Source organism: Stenotrophomonas maltophilia (assembly GCF_047782825.1).
Lineage (GTDB): Bacteria > Pseudomonadota > Gammaproteobacteria > Xanthomonadales > Xanthomonadaceae > Stenotrophomonas.
Window position 1 is genome coordinate 4,299,958 of the sequence record NZ_CP180589.1, and the last position, 22,300, is coordinate 4,322,257.

Consider the following 22,300-nt stretch of genomic DNA (forward strand, 5'->3'; position numbering starts at 1 on the left):
TCGTTCCTATTCCCACGGTGACGCATGAATTTCCACGAATACCAGTCAAAACAGCTGCTTGCCGAGTACGGCATCCCGGTCCCGGCCGGCAAGGTCGCGGCGACCCCGGACGAAGCAGTCGATGCTGCCAACTCCCTGGGCCAGGGCCCCTGGATGGTCAAGGCGCAGATCCACGCTGGCGGCCGCGGCAAGGCTGGCGGCGTCAAGTTCTGCAAGACCACCGACGACGTGAAGGCCGCTGCGGCCAAGATGCTCGGCACCAAGATGGCCACCTACCAGACCGCTGGCGTTGAACTGCCGGTCAACCTGGTGCTGGTGACCACCGCTGGCGAGATCGTCAAGGAACTGTACCTGTCGGTGCTGGTTGACCGTGGCACCAAGACCATCACCTACATCGCTTCTTCGGAAGGCGGCGTGGAGATCGAGCAGGTCGCCGCTGAAACCCCGGAGCTGATCCACTCGCTGAACGTCGACTTCGTCGAAGGCGTGCAGGGCTACCACGGCCGTGATTTCGGCTTCAAGCTGGGCCTGACCGCCAAGCAGGCCGGCCAGTTCGCCAGCATCATGGTGAACCTGTACCGCCTGTTCAACGAAAAGGACCTGGCCCTGGTTGAAATCAACCCGCTGGCCATCCTGGACGACGGCAACCTGTACGCGCTGGACGGCAAGTTCGACAGCGACGACAACGCCGCCTTCCGCCAGAAGGCCCTGGTCGCCATGCGCGACAAGACCCAGGAAGATCCGACCGAAGTGATCGCTTCGGAACTGGACATCAACTACGTCACCATGGACGGCAACATCGGCTGCATGGTGAACGGCGCCGGCCTGGCCATGGCCACCATGGACGTCATCAAGCTCAACGGCGGCGAGCCGGCGAACTTCCTGGACGTGGGCGGCGGTGCCAACAAGCAGCGCGTCATCGAAGCCTTCAAGCTGATCCTGTCCTCGGACAAGGTCGAAGGCATCTTCGTCAACATCTTCGGCGGCATCGTCCGCTGCGACATGATTGCCGAAGGCATCATCGCCGCCGTGAAGGAAGTGGGCGTCAAGGTTCCGGTCGTGGTGCGCCTGGAAGGCACCAACGTGGAAGAAGGCAAGCAGCTGCTGCGTGACAGCGGCATGGCCATCATCCCGGCTGACAACATCAACGATGGCGCCAAGAAGATCGTTGAAGCTGTCAAGAACGCCGCCTGATACCGACACCAAGGAATTACCATGTCTGTTTTGATCAACAAGAACACCAAGGTGATCGTGCAGGGCTTCACCGGCCAGCAGGGCACCTTCCACGCCACTCAGATGATCGAGTACGGCACCCAGGTTGTGGGCGGCGTGACCCCGGGCAAGGGTGGCACCACCCATATCGACCTGCCGGTCTTCAACACCGTTGCCGACGCCGTGCAGAGCACCGGCGCCAACGCTTCGGTCATCTACGTGCCGCCGCCGTACGCGGCTGACGCGATCCTGGAAGCCGCTGCTGCCGGCATCAAGGTCATCGTCTGCATCACCGAAGGCATCCCGGTGCTGGACATGCTGCGCGTCAAGAACGTGCTGACCCGTTCGCATCCGGACACCGTGCTGATCGGGCCGAACTGCCCGGGCGTCATCACCCCGGGTGAGTGCAAGATCGGCATCATGCCGGGCCACATCCACCAGCCGGGCAAGATCGGCATCGTGTCGCGTTCGGGCACTCTGACCTATGAAGCAGTCAAGCAGACCACCGAAGTCGGCCTGGGCCAGTCCACCTGCATCGGCATCGGCGGTGACCCGATCAACGGCCTGAACTTCGTCGACTGCCTGAAGCTGTTCAACGAAGACCCGCAGACCGAAGGCATCATCATGGTCGGCGAAATCGGCGGCGACGCCGAGGAAGCTGGCGCCGAGTACATCAAGAACCACGTGAAGAAGCCGGTCGTCGGTTTCATCGCCGGTGCGTCGGCTCCGGCCGGCAAGCGCATGGGCCACGCCGGTGCGATCGCCTCGGGCGGCAAGGGTACGGCTGAAGGCAAGTTCGCCGCCATGGAAGCTGCCGGTGTCGTCACCGTGCGTTCGCCGGGCGACCTGGGCGCTGCCATCGCCAAGCTGGTGAAATAAGACCGGCTGCCCCTGTAGAGTCGAGCTTGCTCGACTGCTGCATGCGAAAACACAAAGGCCGCCTCCGGGCGGCCTTTGTGCGTATGGGGTCCCGCGTTCCGGCGGCCCCATCCACGCATGGCGTGGATCTACCGGGTGTGGCCCTCCCCGGCGAGTGCACGGTGCGGCGCTACAATGGGCCATTGCAACCACAGGCTGGATTCCCATGGCTTCGATCCGCATCGCGATGGCGCAGTTCGACTTCCCGGTCGGCGATGTCGCCGGCAACACCGAGCGCATCATCGAGATGATCAGCCAGGCGCGCGAGGAGTACGGCGCCGAGCTGGTGATGTTCCCCGAGCTGGCAGTGAGCGGTTACCCGCCGGAGGACCTGCTGCTGCGCCCCGGCTTCCTGTACGAGTGCGAGCAGGCGATGACCCGCATCGCCGCCGCCTGCCGTGGCATCACCGCCGTGGTCGGCTGGCCGCAGGCCGCCGGTGCGGTGGTGTACAACGCCGCCAGCGTGCTGCGGGATGGCCTGGTCGAGCGCACCTACCGCAAGCGCGAGCTGCCCAATTACGCCGTGTTCGACGAACGCCGCTACTTCGACGTGGACCCGGACGGCGGCAGCTGCGTGTTCGACGTCAACGGTGTGCCGGTGGGCCTGCTGATCTGCGAGGACCTGTGGTTTGCCGAACCGCTGGCCGAGACCGTGCGCGAAGGCGCGCAGCTGGTGGTGGTGCCCAACGCGTCGCCTTACGAGCGCGGCAAGCACGCCCAGCGTGACGCCGTGCTGGCGGCGCGTACCCGTGAAAGCGGGGCGGCCATCGCCTACCTGAACGTGGTGGGTGGCCAGGACGCGCTGGTGTTCGACGGCGCCTCGGTGGTGGCCGACGGTGACGGCACCGTGCACCCGGCCGCAGCCGCCTTTGTCGACCAGTGGCTGGTGGTGGACTACGACGGGGAAACCCGCCGTTTCCTGCCGCACGTGTGGATGGACGATGGCGACGAGAGCATGGATGCGCTGGCCTGGCGCGCGGTGACCCGCGGCATCCAGGACTACTGCCGCAAGAACGGCTTCAAGAAGGTCTGGCTGGGCCTGTCCGGCGGCATCGACTCGGCGCTGGTGCTGGCCCTGGCAGTGGACGCGCTCGGCGCTGAGAACGTCACCGCCGTGCGCCTGCCGTCGCGCTACACCGCCGGTATGTCCAACGACCTGGCCGCCGAGCAGTGCGAGGCGCTGGGCGTGAAGCTGGAGGCGGTGTCGATCGAGCCGGCCTTCAAGGGCCTGATGGAAGCGCTGGCGCCGATGTTCGAGGGCACCACTCCGGACGTGACCGAAGAGAACCTGCAGTCGCGCAGCCGCGGCGTGATCCTGATGGCGCTGGCCAACAAGTTCGGCGGCCTGCTGCTCACCACCGGCAACAAGAGCGAGTACGCGGTGGGCTATGCCACCATCTACGGCGACATGTGCGGTGGCTACGCGCCGCTGAAGGATCTGTACAAGACCGAAGTGTTCGGCCTGTCCAAGTGGCGCAATACCGTGGGCGGCGCGCCGGTGATCCCGCCGGCGGTGATCAGCCGCCCGCCGTCGGCCGAACTGCGTGACAACCAGCTGGACCAGGATTCGCTGCCGGCCTACGACGTGCTGGACGGCATCCTGTACCGCTACGTGGACCAGGAACAGTCGCGCACGGAAATCGTGGCCGCCGGCTACGACGCGGCCGTGGTCGACCGCGTACTGCGCCTGGTGCGCATCAGCGAGTGGAAGCGGCACCAGGCCGCGCCGGGACCGAAGGTGTCCCGCCGCGCCTTCGGGCGTGAGCGCCGTTACCCGATCAGCAACGGCTACAAGAGCTGAGGAAGCGCAGGTAGTGCCGGCCGCTGGCCGGCAACCCGATGCACCGCGCATCCACGCATGGCGCGGATCTACTGTAGAGCCGAGCCATGCTCGGCTCAGAGGCAGTCGAGCGTGGCTCGACTCTACAGTTCGGGCTGTCCACGCATGGCGTGGATCTACGGGGCCTCGTCCAGCAACCGTTCCAGACCTGCGGTCTCGGCCGCTTCATTGAAGTGCACATCCCCCAGCCGCGCACGCACGAAAGCGAGGCCGTCGGCTGCGGCGGCATCCAGCGTGCCACGGTGGTCGACCGGATAGCGCCGGAACGCCACCGGCTCGCCACGCAGGGTCAGGCCGGCGGCGTACAGCAGGGTGGTCAGGTAGGGCACGTCGCGGTCCTCGCTGCCGTGCCCCAGCATCAGCGGCTGGCTGAAGCCCTTGCGCGGCACACCCAGATAGTCGTGCAGCACGGCCCAGATGCCGGGCACCTGGGTCAGCGGTGCACTGAACATCGAGCCGGTATCGGCGCCGTCCAGGGTCGCGGCCAGTTCGCCCAGGCACTGCTGGCGGGCCAGGGCGACCCGCGCGCGCCCGGCATCACTGAGCACCCGGTCGATCTGCGGGGCGACCTGCAGCAGGCCGTCCAGCAGGTAGGCGTGGTACGCATTGACCGCGCCGGGGTTGGGCGCGCGGTTGTCCGGCTTCATCACCAGCGCGGTCAGCTCGACCGCCGTGGGCGTGCCGGTGGTGAAGCTGCCGCGGTACTGCAGCGACGGGCCGCCATGGGAGGCGGCCATATGGCCGGCGGTCAACGCCGCCGCGCCACCCTGTGAATGGCCGACCGATACCCAGCGCGGTGACAGCGTCGTCGTACCCAGGTAGTTGCGGCTGGCCTTGACCAGATCGATGGCGTTGCGCGCGGCGGTGCGCACGTGCAGGTAGGCGTGGTTGCCGGGGCTGCCCAGCCCTTGGTAGTCGGCGGCGACCACGGCGTAGCCCTGGGCCAGGAACTGGTCGAGGAAGCGCCCGTCGCGTTCGGGCTGGTAGGGGCCGGATACCGAGGGCGCGCAGCGGTCGGCAATGCCCTGGGTGCCATGCGCCCACGAAACCACCGGCCAGCCGCCAAGCGGCGGTGCGCCGGCCGGTAAATACAGCAGGCCGGTGCCTTCGGCCAGCTGGCCGCGATGGTCAGGGGTGCGGTAGTGGAGTTTGTAGGCCTGCGCGGCCCGGGAGGGCACCCAGCTGGCCCGGTACGGCGCGGCTGACAGAAGATCGCCCGGGGCGGCCGGCGCAGCAGCGGCAGGGCTTGCTGCCTGCCCCAGGAGGGCGGCGGCGATCAGCGTCGGGACAAGCTGGAAACGGCGGGATGGTCGGGACATGCGGGCTCCTTGCCGGCCGGGATGGCCGTTGACCCGCAGTGTGGAGGTGCGCCACCGGTGCCGGCTGCGAACGACGTCGCAATGGCCGGGGATTCGTAGAATTCCTAGGTGGCCGGGTTTCCCGGGCCAGAGCATCAGTCGAGCATGGCTCGACTCTACAAAAGGAAAGGGCCCCTTGCGGGGCCCCTTTCTTATTTCTTTTCCAGCCGCGCGTTGCGCTGGCCGGTGCTGGCCGACTTCTCGCCGGCGAACGGGTTCAGCTTGCGGATCATCCACGGGTACTTCGGCCACTTGCCTTCCAGCCACGGGTGGGTGGGCTGGTTCAGGGTCAGCACGCGACGGGCGTCGTCGGCCAGCGTCTTGTTGCCCAGGTGGGTGTAGGACTCGGCCAGCACCGCCACTGCGTCGTACTGGAAGGCACTCTGCGGGTAGGTCTCCAGCAGGTAGCTGGCGCGACCGGCAGCGGAGACATAGGCGCCACGGCGCAGGTAGTACAACGCGTTGTCCAGCTCGTGCTGGGCGAACACGTCACGCAGCTCGATCATGCGCTGGCGCGCATCGGCGGCGTAACGGCTGTTCGGGTAGCGGTCAACCACGATGTTGAAGTCCGAATACGCCTGGTGCGGCGTGGACAGATCGCGGCGGCTCGGATCCAGCGACCATACGCGGCGCAGGAAAACCGTATTGCGGTTGGAGTTCGCCAGGCCGCGCAGGTAGTACAGGTAGGCGATGTTACGGTGGGTCGGGTAGGTACGGATGAAGCGGTCGATGCTGGACACTGCGTCATCGTGCTTGCCGGCCTTGTACTGGGCGTAGGCGGTCTCGATCATCGCCTGCTCGGTGTAGGGACCGTACGGGTACTGGGCCACCAAGCGGCGGAAGCTGGCTTCGGCGCCGCTCCAGTTGCCACCCTGCATCAGCGTGTGGCTCTTGTCGTACAGCTGTTCGACCGGCGTCCCTTCATCGGGGCGATCGCCCTTCTTGGCGCCGCGGTGGCAGCCGGTGGCGGCGATGACCAGCACCAGCAGCAGGGCGGTGAGGCGGACGGGCGCGGAGAGCATGGCGGAGCGTCGGATCATGGGGTCAAGGCGGGACGCGTCTGGAATACGAAGGGTCGATGATAGCCTAGTGTCCTGTCCAGCGACTGAAACCGGTCGCCCGGACCCCAAAATTTCAAAGATAGCCCCCTGCCATGTCTGAACAACCCTCCGAATCGGCCCGCCAGGCCATCGTCCCCGACACCTCCGCCGGCCGTCGTTTCGACGCGGTCGTGGCCGAGCTGTTCCCCGAATACTCGCGCTCGCGCCTGACCGAATGGATCAAATCCGGCGATGTCCTGCTGGACGGCGCCCAGGCCCGCCCGCGCGACCCGCTGCGCGGCGGCGAGGTCGTGACCCTCACCGTGGTGCTGGAAACCCAGACCGACGCCCAGCCGGAAGACATCCCGCTGGACGTGCTGTTCGAGGACGAGCACCTGCTGGTGATCAACAAGCCGGTCGGCCTGGTGGTCCACCCCGGTGCCGGCAACCACAGCGGCACCCTGGTCAATGCCCTGCTGTACCGCGACCCGTCGGTGGCGGTGCTGCCGCGCGCGGGCATCGTGCACCGCCTGGACAAGGACACCAGCGGCGTGATGGTCGTGGCGCGCACCTTGGAAGCGCAGACCGCCCTGGTCGAGCAGCTGGCCGCGCGCGACGTACACCGCCAGTACCTGGCCGTGGTGATGGGCGCGCTGGTAGCCGGCGGTACCGCTGACGCCCCGATCGACCGCCATCCGCGCGACCGCCTGAAGATGGGCGTGCGCGAAGACGGCAAGGAAGCGGTGACCCATTACCGCCTGCGCGAGCGTTTCCGCGCGCATACCGCGCTGGAATGCCGCCTGGAAACCGGCCGTACCCACCAGATCCGCGTGCACATGGCGCACATCCGCCACCCGATCGTGGGTGACCCGCTGTACGGCGGCGCGCTGAAGCTGCCCAAGGGCGCCAGCGATGAACTGGTCGCGGCCCTGCGCGGCTTCAAGCGCCAGGCCCTGCATGCGGAGACCCTGGAGTTCGTGCACCCGGTCACGGGCCAGCCGGTGCGCAATACCGCGCCGGTGCCGGACGACATGCTGCACCTGATGAAGGTGCTGCGCGAAGACAGCGCGGCCTTTGCCGAGCGCGAGCGGGACCGCTGGTGATGGACGCCGCGCTGCCGCTGCTGCAGGCCGACTGGCCGGCACCCCCGGGCGTCCGCGCGCTGACCACGCGCCGGCATGGCGCGGGCATTTCGCCGGCGCCGTTTGCGCAGTTCAACCTGGGCAACCGGCACGCGGCCGATGGTGATACCCCGGCCAACGTCGAGCACAACCGGCAGCTGCTGCAGCAGGGCCTGGCCCTGCCATCGGCGCCGCACTGGCTGCGCCAGGTGCACAGCGCCACGGTGCTGCGTTTCGACGCCGCGCCGGTGGCCGGTGCCAGCGAGCCGGTGGCCGATGCGGCAGTGACCTCGGTGCGTGGCGTGGTGCTGGCGATCCTGACTGCCGATTGCCTGCCGGTGGTGTTCGCCGCGCAGGACGGCAGCGAAGTGGGCGCGGCGCACGCCGGCTGGCGCGGCCTGGCCGACGGCATGCTGGAGGCCACGGTGGCCGCCATGAATACCGCGCCGGCGCAGCTGCGCGCCTGGCTGGGCCCGGCGGCCGGCCCGCAGGACTATGAGATCGGCGAGGAGGTCTACCACGCCTTCGTCGGCCACGATCCGGCAGCGGAAGCGGCCTTCGTCGCCACCCGTGCCGGGCACTGGAAGGTGGATCTGTTCGCTTTGGCCCGGCAGCGGCTGCAGGCGGCGGGGCTGGCCGCAGCCAACATCCATGGCGGCACGGTGTCGACCATGGCCGACCCGGACCTGTATTCGCACCGCCGTGACCGCCGCACCGGGCGCATGGCGACGCTGGTGTGGATGGAATGAAGCCCACTGGCAGCCCGATGGGGTCAGAGCCCTTTTCTGCCGAAAAGGGATCCGACCCCACCCAGACGGCCGTGATCGTCTTCGACGGCGTCTGCGCGCTGTGCAGCCGCTGGGTGCGTTTCCTGCTGCGCTTCGACCGGCACGGGCGCTACCGCTTCGCCGCGATGCAGGGCACGCAGGGCAGTGCCCTGCTGCGCGCCCACGGGCTGGACCCGAACGATCCGCTGTCGTTCCTGCTGGTGGACGAGCAGGGCGCCTGTACCGATACCGACGCCATCCTGCGCGTGCTGACCGGCCTGGGGGGCGCTTGGCGGTTGGCCGGGCTGCTTCGCTTGGTCCCGCGCGGCGCTCGCGACGTGGCCTACCGCGCGCTGGCACGCAACCGCTACCGCTGGTTCGGCCGGCATGACGCCTGCTACCTGCCGAACCCGGATCAGGCCGCACGCTTCCTGGATTGACCACCGCTGCCTTTTTGTAGAGTCGAGCCATGCTCGACTGCTTGGGAATCAGTCGAGCATGGCTCGACTCCACAACCGGTCGTGCCTCATTCCAGCAGCTGGTAGGCGATGCGCCGGTTCTGCGTGCGCCCGGCATCACTGCGGTTGTCGGCCACCGGCTGATCCTGGCCATAGCCCACGGGCACCAGCATGGCGGCAGGTGCCCCGCGCTCCTGCAATGCCTGGACCACCGCATCGGCGCGCTGCTGGCTCAATTGCTGGTTGGAACGGGCGTCACCGTGGCTGTCGGTATGGGCCGCCACTTCCACCCGCATTCCGGCGGGCGCATGGCGCAGGGCAGTGGCTACCGCGTCCAGCGTTTCCAGCGAATCACCGGTCAGCTCGGACGAACCCATGTGGAATTTCAACCGCGTGAGATTGAGTGCCGCCACGCGCTCGCCACTGCCTGCGTCGGCCGGCAACTTCGCCAGCGCGGCAAGCCCCGGCCCCCACAGTCCCTGCATCTGCAGGGCGGGGAAGTCCTGGCGCAGACGATGCGAGATCGCCAGGCGCTGCGCGTCAGCCATGTCCGTGGTATCGATGCGCAGTAGTTGGCCGTCGAATTCCAACCGCATGCCATCGCCCTGCAGATGGGGCAGATCGCTGACCAAGCGATCCAGCCAGCGTGGCGGCTGCGCACGCGGGTCAAGCGCGATGCTGCCACTGAGATTCTGCTGGCCGTGGACGGCCTTGAGTGCATTCCACAGACGCCTGCGGTCGGACTCGCTTGGCAGGCTGCCCTCTACCTGCATTCGACGGCCGTCCTGCTGCAGGACAATGCGCGAGGCGTGGTCGTGGGAAAGCGCCTGCGCCGTCCACAGGGGCGTGCGCGCCTTGAGCAGCAGCAGGGTGGTCAGGATGAGCACGGTCGCCGCAGCCAGCATCCACAGCAGGCTGCGCAGTGCCATGCCGTACATGGCGAGCGAGGGTACGGCGCCTGCCATGCGTCGCGCGAGTGCCCCTGGTACCCGCTCGCTGGTGGCCGGCACGCGCCGGGAGGCGGCGTTGGCCGACATCAGGGCGACCACCCCTGGCAGGAGCTGGCAGGCCACGACCCGGAACGCGCCCGGCGACATGTCGCTGCGCTGCGCGATGAGGGCCAGGGTAGGGGCACCGAGCGCGCGTTCCAGCTCACTGGCAACGATGGGCAGGGACACCTGCGTCGGCTGTCGCCACGAATGGAAGCGTGCGGCCAGTCCCGCGTCTTCGAACTGCTGCTGCAATCCCGCCAGTCCGCCCGGCCGGGTGGCGATCCAGGCCTGCAGAACGTCGATGACCCAGCGGGCACGGTGGCCCAGCTCAAGACGGACGGCAGCATCTTCAACAAAACGGTCGTAAGCGCTCATGCAGAGAAATCCCAGGAATGTGATGTACGTCATCGCTTGTTCGCAGGTGGCGGCATGCGATGGCCCCGGGGGCGCTACTTTGGGAACCGCGTGTCAACGCGAAATGAAATATGGATTGCTCCGCAGCTTTCGTTTGCCAGCGGCATGCCGTCGTCTGCAGGGCGCTGCACGAAGCGCCTTGTGCGCAGGGCGTTTCCTCGGCAGAAGGTGCTGAATACGACATCTCGCGGCGCCCTCTGCATGAGGCGAACATTCGTTTCATCCGAAAACACTTCGTGCTGAAAGCGACAAATCTCGTCGGTCCTCAGGTGTGCTGCAGTCACACAGAAAAGCGCCGGGCAGGCGCCCGGCGTCGGAGGAGCGTGCATGCGATGGCCGGCAATCAGCCTTCCAGCGCGTCCAGGTAGCTGCGGCGCCAGTGGTTGATGTCGTAGGTCCGCAGGTGCTCCATCATCGCGTTCCAGCGTTCCTTGCGCCGGCGCAGTGACATCGTCGCGGCGGTGGCGATGGCATCGGCCACGCCATCCAGGTCGTGCGGGTTCACCAGCAGCGCCTGCTTCAGTTCGTCGGCGGCGCCGGCCAGCAGTGACAGCACCAGTACGCCGGGATCCTCCGGGTCCTGCGACGCCACGTACTCCTTGGCCACCAGGTTCATGCCATCACGCAGCGGCGTGACCAGGCCGACGGCTGCCGCGCGATAGAACCCGGTCAGCGTGGCATGGGTGAAGTTCTGGTTGACGTAGCGCAGCGGCGTCCAGTCCGGTTCGGCATGACCGCCATTGATGTGTCCGGCGATCTGTTCCAGCTGGCTGCGCAGCTGCCGGTACTCGGTGACATCGCCGCGCGAGACCGGCGCGATCTGCAGGTAGGTCAGCGAGCCGCGCTGGTCGGGGTGGCGCTCCAGGTAGCGCTCGAAGCCGAGGAAGCGCTCGGGCAGGCCCTTGGAGTAGTCCAGGCGGTCCACGCCGATGGCCAGCTGCCGGTCGCGCAGGCTGCTGCGCAGGTTCTTCACCGAGGCCTTGGTGGCCGCCGTCGCCGCCTGGCGGGCGATCAGGTCGGTATCGATGCCGATCGGGAAGGCTGCCGCGCGGAAGCGACGCCCGCCCGGCGCTTCCAGCCGGCCATCGTCCAGCACGCGGCCGCCGCCGAACAGGCGCAGGTAGGTCTGGAAGCGGTCGGCATCGCGCTGGGTCTGGAAGCCGACCAGATCGTAGGCATACAGCGATGAGAACAGCCGCAGATGGTCGGGCATGGCCTGCAGCAGGTCTGCCGAAGGCATCGGGATGTGCAGGAAGAATCCGATCCGGCAGCCGATCCCGCGTTCGCGCAGCATCGCACCCAGCGGGATCAGGTGGTAATCGTGGATCCAGACGATGTCGTCCTCGCGCAGCAGCGGGGCGAGTTTGTCGGCGAACAGCGCATTGACCTTGTGGTAGGTCTCGCGGGTGCCGCGGTCGTAGTCGACCAGGTCCAGGCGGAAGTGCAGCAGCGGCCACAGCGTGCGGTTGGAAAAGCCGTTGTAGTAGCCGTCCACATCGCGCTTGGCCAGATCCATGGTGACGTACTCGATGTCACCGTCCTTCTGCTGGTGCAGGGTGCCACTGGCATCCTTGGCGTTCTTGCCGCTCCAGCCGAACCACAGGCCACCGCGTTCCTTCAGTGCGGCCAGCAGGCCGACCGCCAGGCCGCCGGCGCGGTTTTCGCCGGGGACCGCCACACGGTTGGATACAACAACCAGACGACTCACGAGGCCTCCTGCCAGGACCGCGACAGGCGCATGGCGGCGGTGATCAGGCCGACATGCGAATAGGTCTGCGGGAAATTGCCCCAGGCTTCGCCGCCATCGAAGGCCAGATCCTCCGACAGCAGGCCCAGGTGGTTGCGCTGCTTCAGCAACAGCTCGAACATCTCGCGGGCTTCGTCCATGCGGCCGATCGCCGCCAGCGCGTCGATGTACCAGAACGTGCAGATGGTGAAGCTGGTTTCCGGTTCACCGAAGTCGTCCGGCGCGACATAGCGGTACAGCGAATTGCCGTGCTTGAGATCGCGGCCGATCGCTTCGACCGTGGCAACGAAGCGCGCGTCCCGCGCATCGATGAAGCCGATGTCGGCCAGCAGCAGCAGGGACGCATCCAGCCGATGGCCGTTGAAGGTGTCGGTGAAATGGCCCAGCTCGTCGCTCCAGGCATCGGCCATGATGCGCGCATGGATGGTGTCGGCGCGCGCGCGCCAGTAGTTCGCGCGGTCGTCGCGCTTGAGGCGCACGGCGATCTTGCACAGGCGGTCGCAGGCGGCCCAGCACATCGCGCTGGTGTAGGTGTGCACTTCGGTGCGGCCGCGGAATTCCCACAGGCCGGCATCGGGCACGTCGTGCAGGGCGAAGGCCTGTTCGCCCAGCGGCTCCAGCCGCGCGAAGGTGTGCGCATCGCCGGGGTCCTGCAGGCGGCGGTCGAAGAACAGCTGGGTGGAGGCCAGCACCACGCTGCCATACACATCGTGCTGGCGCTGCACCCAGGCCAGGTTGCCGCGGCGTACCGGGCCCATGCCGCGGTAACCGGACAGGCTGGGCACTTCGTCCTCGTCCAGCTTGGCCTCGAAGCCGATGCCGTACAGCGGCTGCAGGGTGCCGTCGGTGGTGGCCAGGTTGAAGATGTAGCCCAGGAACTGCTCCATCGTGCGGGTCGCGCCAAGGCGGTTCAGCGCACGCACCACGAAGGCGGCATCGCGCAGCCAACAGTAGCGGTAATCCCAGTTGCGTACGCTGCCGGGCGCTTCGGGGATGGAGGTGGTCATCGCCGCGATGATCGCGCCGCTGTCCTCGTACTGGCACAGTTTCAGGGTAATCGCGCTGCGGATGACCGCGTCCTGCCATTCCAGCGGAATGGACAGGTAGCGCACCCATTCGCGCCAGTAATCGCGCGTGCGCTGGAAGGCTTCCTGCACGTAGCCGCTGATGGAGCGGTTCAGCGATTCATCCACGCCCAGGATCAGGTGGATGGGGTGGTTGAGCACGAACGGCAGGCCTTCGCGCACCATGCGCACGGGCACGTCGGTGGTCAACCGCAGCACATGTTCGGGCAGGATCCAGCGCACGTGGTTGCTGCCCCAGGTCGATTCGGGCACTCGCGCGCCCCAATCGGCCAGCGGCCGCGCCAGCACGGTGATGCGCGGGCTGCCGGTGAGCGGTCGCACCTGGCGGATCAGGCTGACCGGACGGTAGAAGCGATCGTTCTGCCGCCAGCGCGGCGCGAAATCGAGGATTTCCAGCGAGCCGCCATGGTGGTCGCGCAGCACCGTGCGCAGGATGGCGGTGTTGGTCAGGTATTCCTGCTCGCTGTCGGCGAAGTCTTCCAGTTCGATGGCGAAGTCGCCACCGGTCTGCTGGTTGGGGCCGAGCAGGGCACAGAAGGTCGGGTCGCCGTCGAAGGTGGGCAGGCAGCTCCAGACAACGCGGGCATGTTTGTCGACCAGGGCGCCGAAGCTGCCGTTGCCGACCACGCCCAGATCAAGATCGGGTTGGGTCATCACGCGGTACATCTCGGTTGCGGCCGTGGGGTGGCCAAGTCAATAGGCATTCTCACGCAGCCATGCGTGCACGCTGCGTATGTCGGGCAGCGCGAACACCGCTGCGCTGGGTTCGCGTTCGCCGATCAGCACGCTCCAGCCGTGTTGGCCGTTGGCCGCCTCGAAGCCGAATTCATCGGTGAGGTCATCGCCCAGGAACACCGGCAGGCGCCCGCGGAAGGGCAGATACTGCATCAGCCGGCGCAGGGCACGGCCCTTGTCGGTGCCCACGGGCACGAATTCGACCACGTGGTCGCCGGGCTGCAGGCGATAGCTGGCACGGCCGCGTACATGGCGCTCGGCAAAGGCGCGCACTTCATTGCCCGCGTGTGGTGCGCCACGCCAGTGCAGGGCCAGGCCGACGCCTTTCTCCTCCACCAGCACGCCGGGGTAGCCATGGGCGAAGTGCATCGCCTGCTGGTGCAGGGCATGCAGCCAGTCGGCGGTGTCATCGTCCTGCTCGTCGCGCAGCACGCGTCCGTCCTGGCCACGCAGCTCGTGGCCATGCAGGCCGGCTGCCGGCAGTTGCAGGGGGGCGAAAAGCTGGTCCAGCTGTTCCAGTGGGCGGCCACTGACAAGGGCCACGGCGCCTTCCAGGCGGTCGCTGATGCGGCCGATGGCTTCACGCACATCCGGCAGCAGCTGCACGGCATCCGGGCGTGCGGCGAATTCGATCAGGGTGCCATCGACATCGAGGAACAACGCACAGGCGTCGTCCAGCAATGGCGGTGGCGGACGCAGGGGGAGCGGTTCAGCCATGCCGACCAGCTTGCCAGCGGCGGCGTGTAGGGCAGGTCGAGGAATGGCTACGAATGGGGTAGTGCCGGCCGACGGCCGGCACTACCGGTCTGCAGGGTTAGAACGTGTAGCGCACGCGACCGTAGTAGTACGCGCCATTGCTGCCGATCGGCGACAGCACATCGTACGGCAGGTTGCCGTAGTAGTAGATATCGTCGTTGGACTTGTCCGGATAGTTGTCGGTCAGGTTCTGCCCGCCGATGGCCACGCTCCACTGCTTGCTGAAGCGGTATTCCACTTCCGCATCCAGCTGCCACTCGGCCTGGTATGTCTGGCGCGGGATGTAGCCATCACCGAAGTTGAACACGCGGGTGACACTGCCGTAGCGGTTCACGCGGCTGCTCAGGGACCAGTGGTCGTTGCTCCAGGCGGCCGAGAAACCGGCGCGGCTGCGCGGGGTGGCATCGGTGAGCGTATTGGTCTCTTCAATGCCGAACAGCACGTAGTCCGCGTCCAGCGCCTGCAGCTGGGCCGGGGTGGCCAGCACGTTCTTCAGCGTGGTCTTGGTGTAAGCGTAGGTGCCGGTCAGCAGCAGCTGCCCATCGCCCAGCGCCTGGCGCCAGTTGGTCACCAGTTCGGCACCGCGGGTGCGGGTATCGGCGGCGTTGACGAAGAAGCTGGCGCTCTGCAGCCCGGTGACACCGTAGTTGGCGGCCACGAAGTCGGTCAGTGCATCGCCGGTGATGCTTTCCGACAGCGCGATGCGGTCGTCGATATCGATCTGGAAGAAGTCCAGCGACAGGTCGAAATGCTCACCGATGCGGCTGGTGAAGCCCAGCGAAGTATTGAGCGACTTCTCAGGCTTCAGGTCCTGCGCACCCAGGCCGCGAGCGATCGGGTTGTTGACCGACAGCAGGCGGCCCTGCACCAGCTGGCCAGCGGCGTTGTAGCCGGTGGAGGTGGATTCGTAGCCGATCTGCGCCAGTGACGGCGCGCGGAAGTTGTTGGAGATGGCACCGCGCAGGGCGAAGGCCGGGGTGAACTCGTAGCGCAGGCCCAGCTTGCCGGTCAGTTCGCCGCCGAAATCGTCGCTGTGCTCGTAGCGCGCAGCCAGGTCGGTGGAGAAGCGCTCGCCGAACTGGCTGGACAGGCTGGCATAGGCACTGGCCACGTCACGCGCCAGCGAGGCGGCATCCTGCGGGGTCAGGCCGCCACCGGCCTGCGAGCCGGTCGGGCGATCGGTGAACGGGCCCGCCGCATAGCTGGACGGGTCACCCGGACGGGTCTGGTAGCGCTCGTGGCGCACTTCCGCGCCCAGGCCCAGGGTATGGGTGATGCTGTCGCTCTGCGAGAACACGCGGCTCAGGTCGAGGTTGCCCACGGTCTGTGCGTACTGGTAATCGGCGGTCTTGAAGCGGGTCGGGCTGGTCGGGCCCAGCGAAGCGTTGATCGAATCGCGCAGGCGGTAGGTGAAATCGTTCTGGCCGTAATCCACGCTGCCGTCGTAGCTCCACTCGCCCCACTGGCCGCGCACGCCGGCCACGGCCTGCACGTCGCGGTTCTCGCCTTCGGAAATCGGCCGGTAACCGTTCGGGTAGACCTCCTTCCAGTTGGCATCGCTGTCGGGGTAGCGGAAGTAGTTCGCGCCCTCGGTGTCACGCTGGTTGAAGGTGCCGAACGCATAGAACGTGGCGGTCTTGCCCACCGGAATCTCGGTGTTCAGCCACAGGTTGATGTCCTTGCTGGCGCCATCGCCCAGCACGTAGTTGCGCTTGCCCTGCAGCGCCAGGTTGGCCTCGGTCTGGTCCCACGGCGGAATCAGGTCGTAGCCGGCGCGGTTGGTGCCGTTGCGCTTCTTGTATTCCAGGCCCACGCGCAGGAAGCCACCATCCTCGCCCAGCGAGGTACCGACCTTGGCGCTGATGTTGCCGGCCTGGCCATCGGTGAGGGTGCGGCCGATCGGCTTGAGGTCGGTGTGGTTGGCACCGTAGCTGGCTTCGATCTCGCCGCCGTCGCCGCCATTGTCCAGGATCACGTTGATCACGCCGGCCACCGCGTCCGAGCCGTACAGCGCGCCGGCGCCATCGCGCAGCACTTCGATGCGTTTGATGGCGCTGACCGGGATCGAGTTGAAGTCGACCGGGGTGGTGCCCTTGCCGATCTTGCTGTCGGTGTTGACCAGCGCGGTGTGGTGGCGGCGCTTGCCGTTCACCAGCACCAGCACCTGGTCCGGCGACAGGCCACGCAGCTGCGCGGCGCGCACGTGGTCGGCGCCGCCGGAGTTGGACTGGCGCGGGAAGTTGAACGACGGCAGCAGCGCCTGCAGCGCGCTGCCCAGTTCGCCGTTGACCACGCCGGCCTTGCGGATGTCCTCGGCGGTGAGCACATCCACCGGTGCGGTGGATTCGAGCACGGTGCGGTCGGCGGCGCGGGTGCCGGTGACGATCACCGTGTCCAGGTTGGTGGCCGCATCCTGGGCAGAGGCCAGGGCGGGGGACAGGGCGAGCGCGATGGCGAGGCCGAGCGGCGACGCGGGCAGGCGGGGGGACATGCGGACTCCAGCAACAACGACGTGGGGAAGGGGGGAGATAGTTTCACTTACATCCATCCGGATGAAGCGATATATTATCTTGGCGTGAGGAGGGGGTGTGACGCAAGCCCCGCTTCCGATCGCATCAGCTGATGCCCCTGCGGCATCAGTGATTGGTTGCAACCGCAACCGAAACGCGGGTGTACCCTCCGTGCCCCCGCGCCTTGCTTTTTTCCCTTCCCCGGAGTGCTGTTCCCCATGAAACACCTTGGCCTGATCTTCGCCGCGCTGCTGGCCACCAGCGGCTGCGCCAGCCTGTCGTCCAAGGCGCCCAGCGCCTATGCCACCACCGCCGAACTGCAGGGCGACGCGGCGCGTCCGTCCAGCGGCCACGGCTGGGTGCGCAGTGAGCTGTATTTCGGCGTGGGCGAGGAGCAGGGCTCGGGCAGCCGCCCCCAGGCCGACACCATCAGCGAAGCCCAGTGGCGCGCGTTCCTGGACAAGGAAGTGACCCCGCGCTTCCCCGACGGCCTGACCGTGTTCGATGCCTACGGCCAGTGGCTGTTCCGCGGCGATGCCTCGCCCAACCGCCTGCGCACCAAGGTGCTGGTGGTGCTGCACGAGGACAGCCCGCAGCGCCGCGCCGACATCGAGGCGATCCGCCTGGCGTGGAAGCAGCAGACCCAGCACCAGTCGGTACTGTGGTCGCGGCAGGCGGTTGACGTATCGTTCTGACATGGAGGCGCCGCGGTGGCACCGCAGGGAACGACGATGAGACACGGGGACACCGTGATGGGCCTGCTGCTGGCGGGCCTGCTGGCACCGCTGGCGCAGGCGGCTGACAGCGCTGCGCCGCTGCGGTTCGAGGCCGCTCCCGGCGTTCATGTGCAGGCCGAGGCAACGGAGGATGGCAGCATCGCCGTCCTGCTTTCGCCCTCCGGCAGGCGCCTGACCCTGCCCGGTGCCGCCGATGCCGATGGCAACTCGCGGCTGTCAGCCGAAGACGTGGATTTCGATGGGCGCCCGGAACTGGTCGCGCGCGCGTCGGTGGGGATGGTCAATGAAGCCGTGGCGGTGTACCGGTTCGACCCGGCCAGCGGTGGTTTCCGCGCGCTGGAGGCCGAAACCCACGGGCGTGACAACTGCGGCAGCCTGATGGGCCTGACCGTGGATGCCGCCACGCGCACGCTGACCAGCAGCTGCCGCAGCGGGCCGATGTGGTACACGGATCAGTATCGGTTCGCCGGTACGAAGCTGTATCTGTACCGTTCCGAAGACGTGCTGCGGTTGGGCGATGCGCTTGATGCCGCCCTGCAGTGGGAGCAGACCGACGAGCAAGGGCCGCTTGCGGTATGGCGTACCCATGATGCCGCCGGCCGCGTGCTGGAAAGTGCCATCGGCGATGGATTGAGCGCACCGGCCAGTGGCGAACCGCTGCGTGGCCAGCAGGCCACGGTGTTGCCCGCGCGCCTGTTCCTGTTTGATCGGCCCGGTGCCGCAAGCACCAAGCGCTATCTGGTGCACGGGGATCGTGTGGAAATGCTGGATGAGCAGGATGGCTGGGTGAAGCTGCGCTACCGCAACCCGAAGCAGGGCGTGGTGGAGGGCTGGATCAACGTCAACGATTGACACAACGCCACGCTGCAGTTTGCTCAACAAGGCGGTCGGCGGCTTGCCCACGGGAGCATCACCTGGCCGGGTCTAGCCTCGGGTTTCCCCCCGAACCAGGCTGCAGCACCATGAGCAAGCGCGTTGCCGGAATCGTCGTCGAAACCCTGGAGCAGGCCGGCGTCCGCCGCTGTTACGGCATCGTCGGCGACACCTTGAACCACGTGACCGATGCGATGCATCGCAGTGAGATCGAGTGGGTGCACGTGCGCCATGAAGAGGTGGCCGCCTTCGCGGCCGGTGCCGATTCGCTGGTGAGTGGGCAGCTGACCGCCTGCGCGGGTTCGTGCGGGCCCGGCGGCCTGCACTTCATCAACGGCATCTTTGAAAGCAACCGCAACCGCGCGCCGATGGTGCTGATCGCCAGCCAGATCGTCACCAGTGAACTGGGCATGGAATTCCCGCAGGAAGTGGATTTCAAAGCGGTCTATGGCAGCTGCACCGTGTTCTGCGAGCAGGTGCACAGCCCCGGACAGGCGCGACGCGTGGTAGCGCTGGCCTGCCAGGCGGCGATCAGCCGCCGGGGTGTGGCGGTGGTGATCCTGCCGGCCGACATCAGCGAGGCCGAGGTGAAGCACGATGTGCCGTTCTCGGTGCATTACGCCCAGCCGGTGCTGCGCCCGGCCGACGCCGAACTGCAGCGCATCGCCGAGCTGCTGGGGCAGGGCAAGCGCATCGGCATCTATGCCGGTGCAGGCTGCCAGGGCGCGCATGCACAGCTGCTTGAACTTGCACGGCGGTTGCAGGCGCCGGTGGCGCACACCTCGCGCGCCAAGGATTTCGTCGAACCGGACAACCCCTACAACATGGGCATGACCGGCATCTTCGGCATCGAATCAGGCTTCCACACGCTGATGGAATGCGACACGCTGCTGCTGCTCGGCGCTGATTTCGCCTGGGGCCAGTTCTATCCGGACAAGGCCACCATCATCCAGGTGGACCGCGATGGCAGCCACCTGGGCCGTCGCCACCCGGTGAACCTGGGCGTGGTTGGCGATATTGCACCGACCTTGGACGCGCTGCTGCCGATGCTGCCACCGCGCGAGGACAGCACCTTCCTGGATGAGTGCATCGCGCGCCGCGACAAGGCGCTGCAGAAGCGCGAACAGGAGGAACAGCCCGGCGAGGGCGAACTGATCCACCCGCAGCACCTGACCGCGCTGCTGTCCAGGCATGCCAGCGATGATGCGCTGTTCACCGCCGATGGGGGCTCACCGATGGTCTGGGTGCTGCGCCATATCCGCGTGAACGGGCGCCGCCGCACCCTGACCAGCCTGCTGCACGGCACGATGGCCAATGCGATGCCGCAGGCCCTGGGCCTGCAGAAGGCCTTCCCTGGCCGCCAGGTGATTTCGCTGTCCGGCGATGGTGGCCTGGCGATGCTGCTGGGCGATCTGCTGACTGCGGTGCAGGAAAACCTGCCGATCAAGGTGGTGGTGTTCAACAACGGCTCGCTGAACTTCGTCGAGCTGGAGCAGAAGGTGGAAGGCCTGCTGGACAACTACACCGACCTGAAGAATCCCGACTTCGGCCGTCTTGCCGAAGTGATCGGCTTCCATGGCCGGACGGTCACGCGCAGCGAGGAGCTGGAGGAAGCGGTGCTGGACTTCCTGGCCCAGCGCGGGCCGGCGTTGCTGGATGTGCATACCAGCCGCGCGGAGCTGGTGATGCCGCCGCAGATCGAGGCGAAGCAGGTGGCGGGCACGGCGTTGTATGCGGCCAAGGCGGTGTTGAACGGACGCTTCGATGATGTGAAGCACCTGCTGGTGGATAACTTCCTGAAGAAGTAAGGGAGCACCCACCAGTAGATCCACGCCATGGGTGGATAGGAGGTGGATAGGAGCGCGCAACGGGTGTTGGCCGGTGGCTGGTAGATCCACGCCATGCGTGGATGAGATCTGTCAGATGACGAATCAAATTCATCCACGCATGGTGTGGATCTACTACCCGGGCAGCTCCCGGATCCCGCTGCAACGACCACCCAGCCACGAGGGGCCCCGCCGTTGGCTGGAACCCATCATTCCATGACGGAATTGGCGCCCGGGCCCCGCTGGGCCTACCATCGGCGGTCCCCACCCCCATCGCCCCTTCCATGTCCGCTCCCGCTCCCGCCGCACCACGCCGCTGGTTCGTCGCCGGCGACTTCAATGGCTTCTTCGGCCTGGTCGTCGACAACCTCTCCATCCTCGGCTTCATCGCCATGGCCCTGGTCGGCATGTTCCAGTTCCCGGCCGACGTGGTGTTCGGCCGCATGTTCCCCGGCACCGCCTTCGGCGTGCTGGTCGGCAACCTGCTCTACACCCTGATGGCGCGCCGCCTGGCCGCGCGTACCGGGCGCGATGATGTCACCGCCATGCCGCTGGGCCTGGATGCACCGACCAGCATCGGCATGGCCCTGCTGGTGCTGGGCCCGGCCTTCCTAGCCTTCAAGCAGCAGGGCATGGACCCGCATGCCGCAGCCATCGCCACCTGGCAGCTGGGCATGGCCTCGCTGGTCATCATGGGCGTGCTGAAGCTGATCCTGTCCTTCTTCGGTGAAGCGGTGACCCGGGCGCTGCCGCGTGCGGCGCTGCTGGGCTCCATCGCCGGCATCGCGCTGGTGCTGATGGGCCTGCTGCCGTTGCTGGAAACCCTGCGCTCGCCGCTGGTCGGCTTCACCACGCTGGGCCTGCTGCTGTATGTGCTGATTGCCAAGGGCAGGCTGCCGGTGCGTGGCCCGGGCGTGCTGCTGGCGTTCGTGTTCGGCACCGTCCTCTATTACGGCCTCGGCCTGGCAGGACTCGGCGTGCCGGGCTTCCAGGTGCCGGCCTGGGTGCCGCCGCAGGTGGTGCTGCCGCTGCCCACCCTGGGCTTCATCGAGGGCCTGCCGACGGCGATGACCTACCTGCCGCTGCTGCTGCCCTTCGGCCTGCTGATGGTGGTCGGTGGCATCAACGTATCGGAAAGCGCACGCGCGGCCGGCGATGACTACCGCACCCGCGACATCCTGCTGGTCGAGGCCGTGGCCACGCTGGTGGCCGGCCTCTGCGGTGGCGTTGCCCAGACCACGCCGTACATCGGTCAGCCGGCCTACAAGCACATGGGCGCGCGCAGTGGCTACACGCTGCTGACCGGCCTGTTCGTCGGCATCGGCGGCATGCTGGGCATCATTTCCGGTCTGGTGCAGTGGCTGCCGCTGGCCGTGCTGGCGCCGATCATCGTCTACGTGTCCATCGACATCACCACGCAGGCCTTCCAGGCCACGCCGCGCCAGCATGCCGGTGCGATGGTGCTGGGCTTCCTGCCATCGGCGGCCTATCTGCTGGCCATCAAGGCGCCGGGCTGGATTCCCGCCGAGCAGATGGGCGCGCTGCTGACCCACGTCGATGGCCATGGTCTGCCGGAACTGGCGGTGATCTTCGCTTTGGGCAATGGCTTCATCATCACCTCGATGCTGTGGATCGCCACGGTAGCGGCAATGGTCGATGGCCGCCTGCGCCGCGCCTGCGGTTTCCTGCTGGTGGCCGCGGGCCTGACCCTGTTCGGCCTGATCCACTCGGTGGACCCGCGTGGCGGCATCTACCTGCCGTGGGATCTGCAGGGCCTGGCGCGCATCATCAGCTGGCAGTTTGCCGGCGCCTACGTGGCACTGGCCGTGCTGCTGGGCCTGCTGTCGCTGCAGAAGCAGCCGGTGAAGCCGTTGGCTGACGCCGGACATTGACGGGGGACGCCGGGCATGG

17 protein-coding genes are annotated in these 22,300 nt (G+C 67.3%); 10 read left to right on the top strand and 7 right to left on the bottom strand.

Annotation, left to right across the window (positions count from 1 at the left end):
- Positions 1 to 24 precede the first annotated feature (24 nt).
- The 3 genes from sucC (at position 25) to ACM2ZB_RS19805 (ending at position 3,931) form a co-directional block, all read left to right on the top strand.
- Positions 25 to 1,194, top strand: a complete 1,170-nt coding sequence (gene sucC / locus ACM2ZB_RS19795) for an ADP-forming succinate--CoA ligase subunit beta (RefSeq protein WP_108766110.1) — start codon at positions 25 to 27, stop codon at positions 1,192 to 1,194.
- Between the two features lie 21 nt (positions 1,195 to 1,215).
- On the top strand, positions 1,216 to 2,091 hold the full coding sequence (sucD, locus tag ACM2ZB_RS19800) for a succinate--CoA ligase subunit alpha (RefSeq protein WP_005410793.1): 876 nt from the start codon (positions 1,216 to 1,218) through the stop codon (positions 2,089 to 2,091).
- Positions 2,092 to 2,296: 205 nt separating this feature from the next.
- Complete coding sequence (locus ACM2ZB_RS19805; RefSeq protein ID WP_416056690.1) at positions 2,297 to 3,931, top strand: NAD+ synthase; 1,635 nt, start codon at positions 2,297 to 2,299, stop codon at positions 3,929 to 3,931.
- A 155-nt stretch (positions 3,932 to 4,086) separates the two neighbouring features.
- On the opposite strand, the gene ACM2ZB_RS19810 is transcribed toward ACM2ZB_RS19805, so the two are convergent.
- Both ACM2ZB_RS19810 and ACM2ZB_RS19815 read right to left on the bottom strand, forming a co-directional pair.
- Positions 4,087 to 5,289, bottom strand: coding sequence for a lipase family protein (locus tag ACM2ZB_RS19810; protein ID WP_416056691.1), 1,203 nt, complete (start codon positions 5,287 to 5,289; stop codon positions 4,087 to 4,089).
- A 191-nt stretch (positions 5,290 to 5,480) separates the two neighbouring features.
- Positions 5,481 to 6,368, bottom strand: a complete 888-nt coding sequence (locus ACM2ZB_RS19815) for an outer membrane protein assembly factor BamD (RefSeq protein WP_416056692.1) — start codon at positions 6,366 to 6,368, stop codon at positions 5,481 to 5,483.
- Between the two features lie 113 nt (positions 6,369 to 6,481).
- Between ACM2ZB_RS19815 and rluD the strand changes: the two genes are divergently transcribed.
- The 3 genes from rluD to ACM2ZB_RS19830 are packed head-to-tail and all read left to right on the top strand — an operon-like array spanning position 6,482 to position 8,696.
- Positions 6,482 to 7,471 carry a 23S rRNA pseudouridine(1911/1915/1917) synthase RluD gene (rluD, locus tag ACM2ZB_RS19820; RefSeq protein ID WP_416056693.1) on the top strand — a complete coding sequence of 330 codons (990 nt, stop codon included), beginning with the start codon at positions 6,482 to 6,484 and terminating at the stop codon, positions 7,469 to 7,471.
- Positions 7,471 to 8,238, top strand: coding sequence for a peptidoglycan editing factor PgeF (gene pgeF, locus ACM2ZB_RS19825; protein WP_416056694.1), 768 nt, complete (start codon positions 7,471 to 7,473; stop codon positions 8,236 to 8,238). Before rluD ends, pgeF begins: the two co-directional genes overlap by 1 nt.
- A gap of 17 nt (positions 8,239 to 8,255) precedes the next feature.
- The gene (locus ACM2ZB_RS19830) at positions 8,256 to 8,696 is read left to right on the top strand and encodes a thiol-disulfide oxidoreductase DCC family protein (protein WP_416056695.1); all 441 of its coding nucleotides are present in this window, start codon (positions 8,256 to 8,258) and stop codon (positions 8,694 to 8,696) included.
- 86 nt (positions 8,697 to 8,782) lie between these two features.
- Here the strand turns inward: ACM2ZB_RS19830 and ACM2ZB_RS19835 are convergent, their stop codons facing one another.
- From ACM2ZB_RS19835 to ACM2ZB_RS19855, 5 genes are all read right to left on the bottom strand, one after another.
- On the bottom strand, positions 8,783 to 10,081 hold the full coding sequence (locus ACM2ZB_RS19835; protein WP_416056696.1) for an OmpA family protein: 1,299 nt from the start codon (positions 10,079 to 10,081) through the stop codon (positions 8,783 to 8,785).
- A 382-nt stretch (positions 10,082 to 10,463) separates the two neighbouring features.
- The gene (gene otsA / locus ACM2ZB_RS19840) at positions 10,464 to 11,828 is read right to left on the bottom strand and encodes an alpha,alpha-trehalose-phosphate synthase (UDP-forming) (RefSeq protein WP_416056697.1); all 1,365 of its coding nucleotides are present in this window, start codon (positions 11,826 to 11,828) and stop codon (positions 10,464 to 10,466) included.
- The gene (locus tag ACM2ZB_RS19845) at positions 11,825 to 13,606 is read right to left on the bottom strand and encodes a glycoside hydrolase family 15 protein (RefSeq protein ID WP_313441764.1); all 1,782 of its coding nucleotides are present in this window, start codon (positions 13,604 to 13,606) and stop codon (positions 11,825 to 11,827) included. Before ACM2ZB_RS19845 ends, otsA begins: the two co-directional genes overlap by 4 nt.
- 39 nt (positions 13,607 to 13,645) lie before the next feature.
- Positions 13,646 to 14,404, bottom strand: a complete 759-nt coding sequence (gene otsB, locus ACM2ZB_RS19850) for a trehalose-phosphatase (protein ID WP_416056698.1) — start codon at positions 14,402 to 14,404, stop codon at positions 13,646 to 13,648.
- A gap of 97 nt (positions 14,405 to 14,501) precedes the next feature.
- Positions 14,502 to 16,934: a TonB-dependent receptor plug domain-containing protein gene (locus ACM2ZB_RS19855; RefSeq protein WP_416056699.1), complete on the bottom strand. Its 2,433-nt coding sequence runs from the start codon at positions 16,932 to 16,934 to the stop codon at positions 14,502 to 14,504.
- Between the two features lie 237 nt (positions 16,935 to 17,171).
- Between ACM2ZB_RS19855 and ACM2ZB_RS19860 the strand changes: the two genes are divergently transcribed.
- The 4 genes from ACM2ZB_RS19860 (at position 17,172) to ACM2ZB_RS19875 (ending at position 22,281) form a co-directional block, all read left to right on the top strand.
- Entirely contained in the window at positions 17,172 to 17,648 is a 477-nt protein-coding gene (locus ACM2ZB_RS19860; RefSeq protein WP_416056700.1) for a DUF3574 domain-containing protein, read from the top strand.
- Between the two features lie 36 nt (positions 17,649 to 17,684).
- On the top strand, positions 17,685 to 18,542 hold the full coding sequence (locus ACM2ZB_RS19865; RefSeq protein WP_416056701.1) for an SH3 domain-containing protein: 858 nt from the start codon (positions 17,685 to 17,687) through the stop codon (positions 18,540 to 18,542).
- Between the two features lie 110 nt (positions 18,543 to 18,652).
- A complete protein-coding gene (locus ACM2ZB_RS19870) occupies positions 18,653 to 20,371 on the top strand; it encodes a thiamine pyrophosphate-dependent enzyme (RefSeq protein WP_416056702.1) in 1,719 nt (572 codons plus the stop codon).
- A 302-nt stretch (positions 20,372 to 20,673) separates the two neighbouring features.
- Positions 20,674 to 22,281, top strand: coding sequence for a hypothetical protein (locus tag ACM2ZB_RS19875; RefSeq protein WP_416056703.1), 1,608 nt, complete (start codon positions 20,674 to 20,676; stop codon positions 22,279 to 22,281).
- Positions 22,282 to 22,300 lie beyond the last annotated feature (19 nt).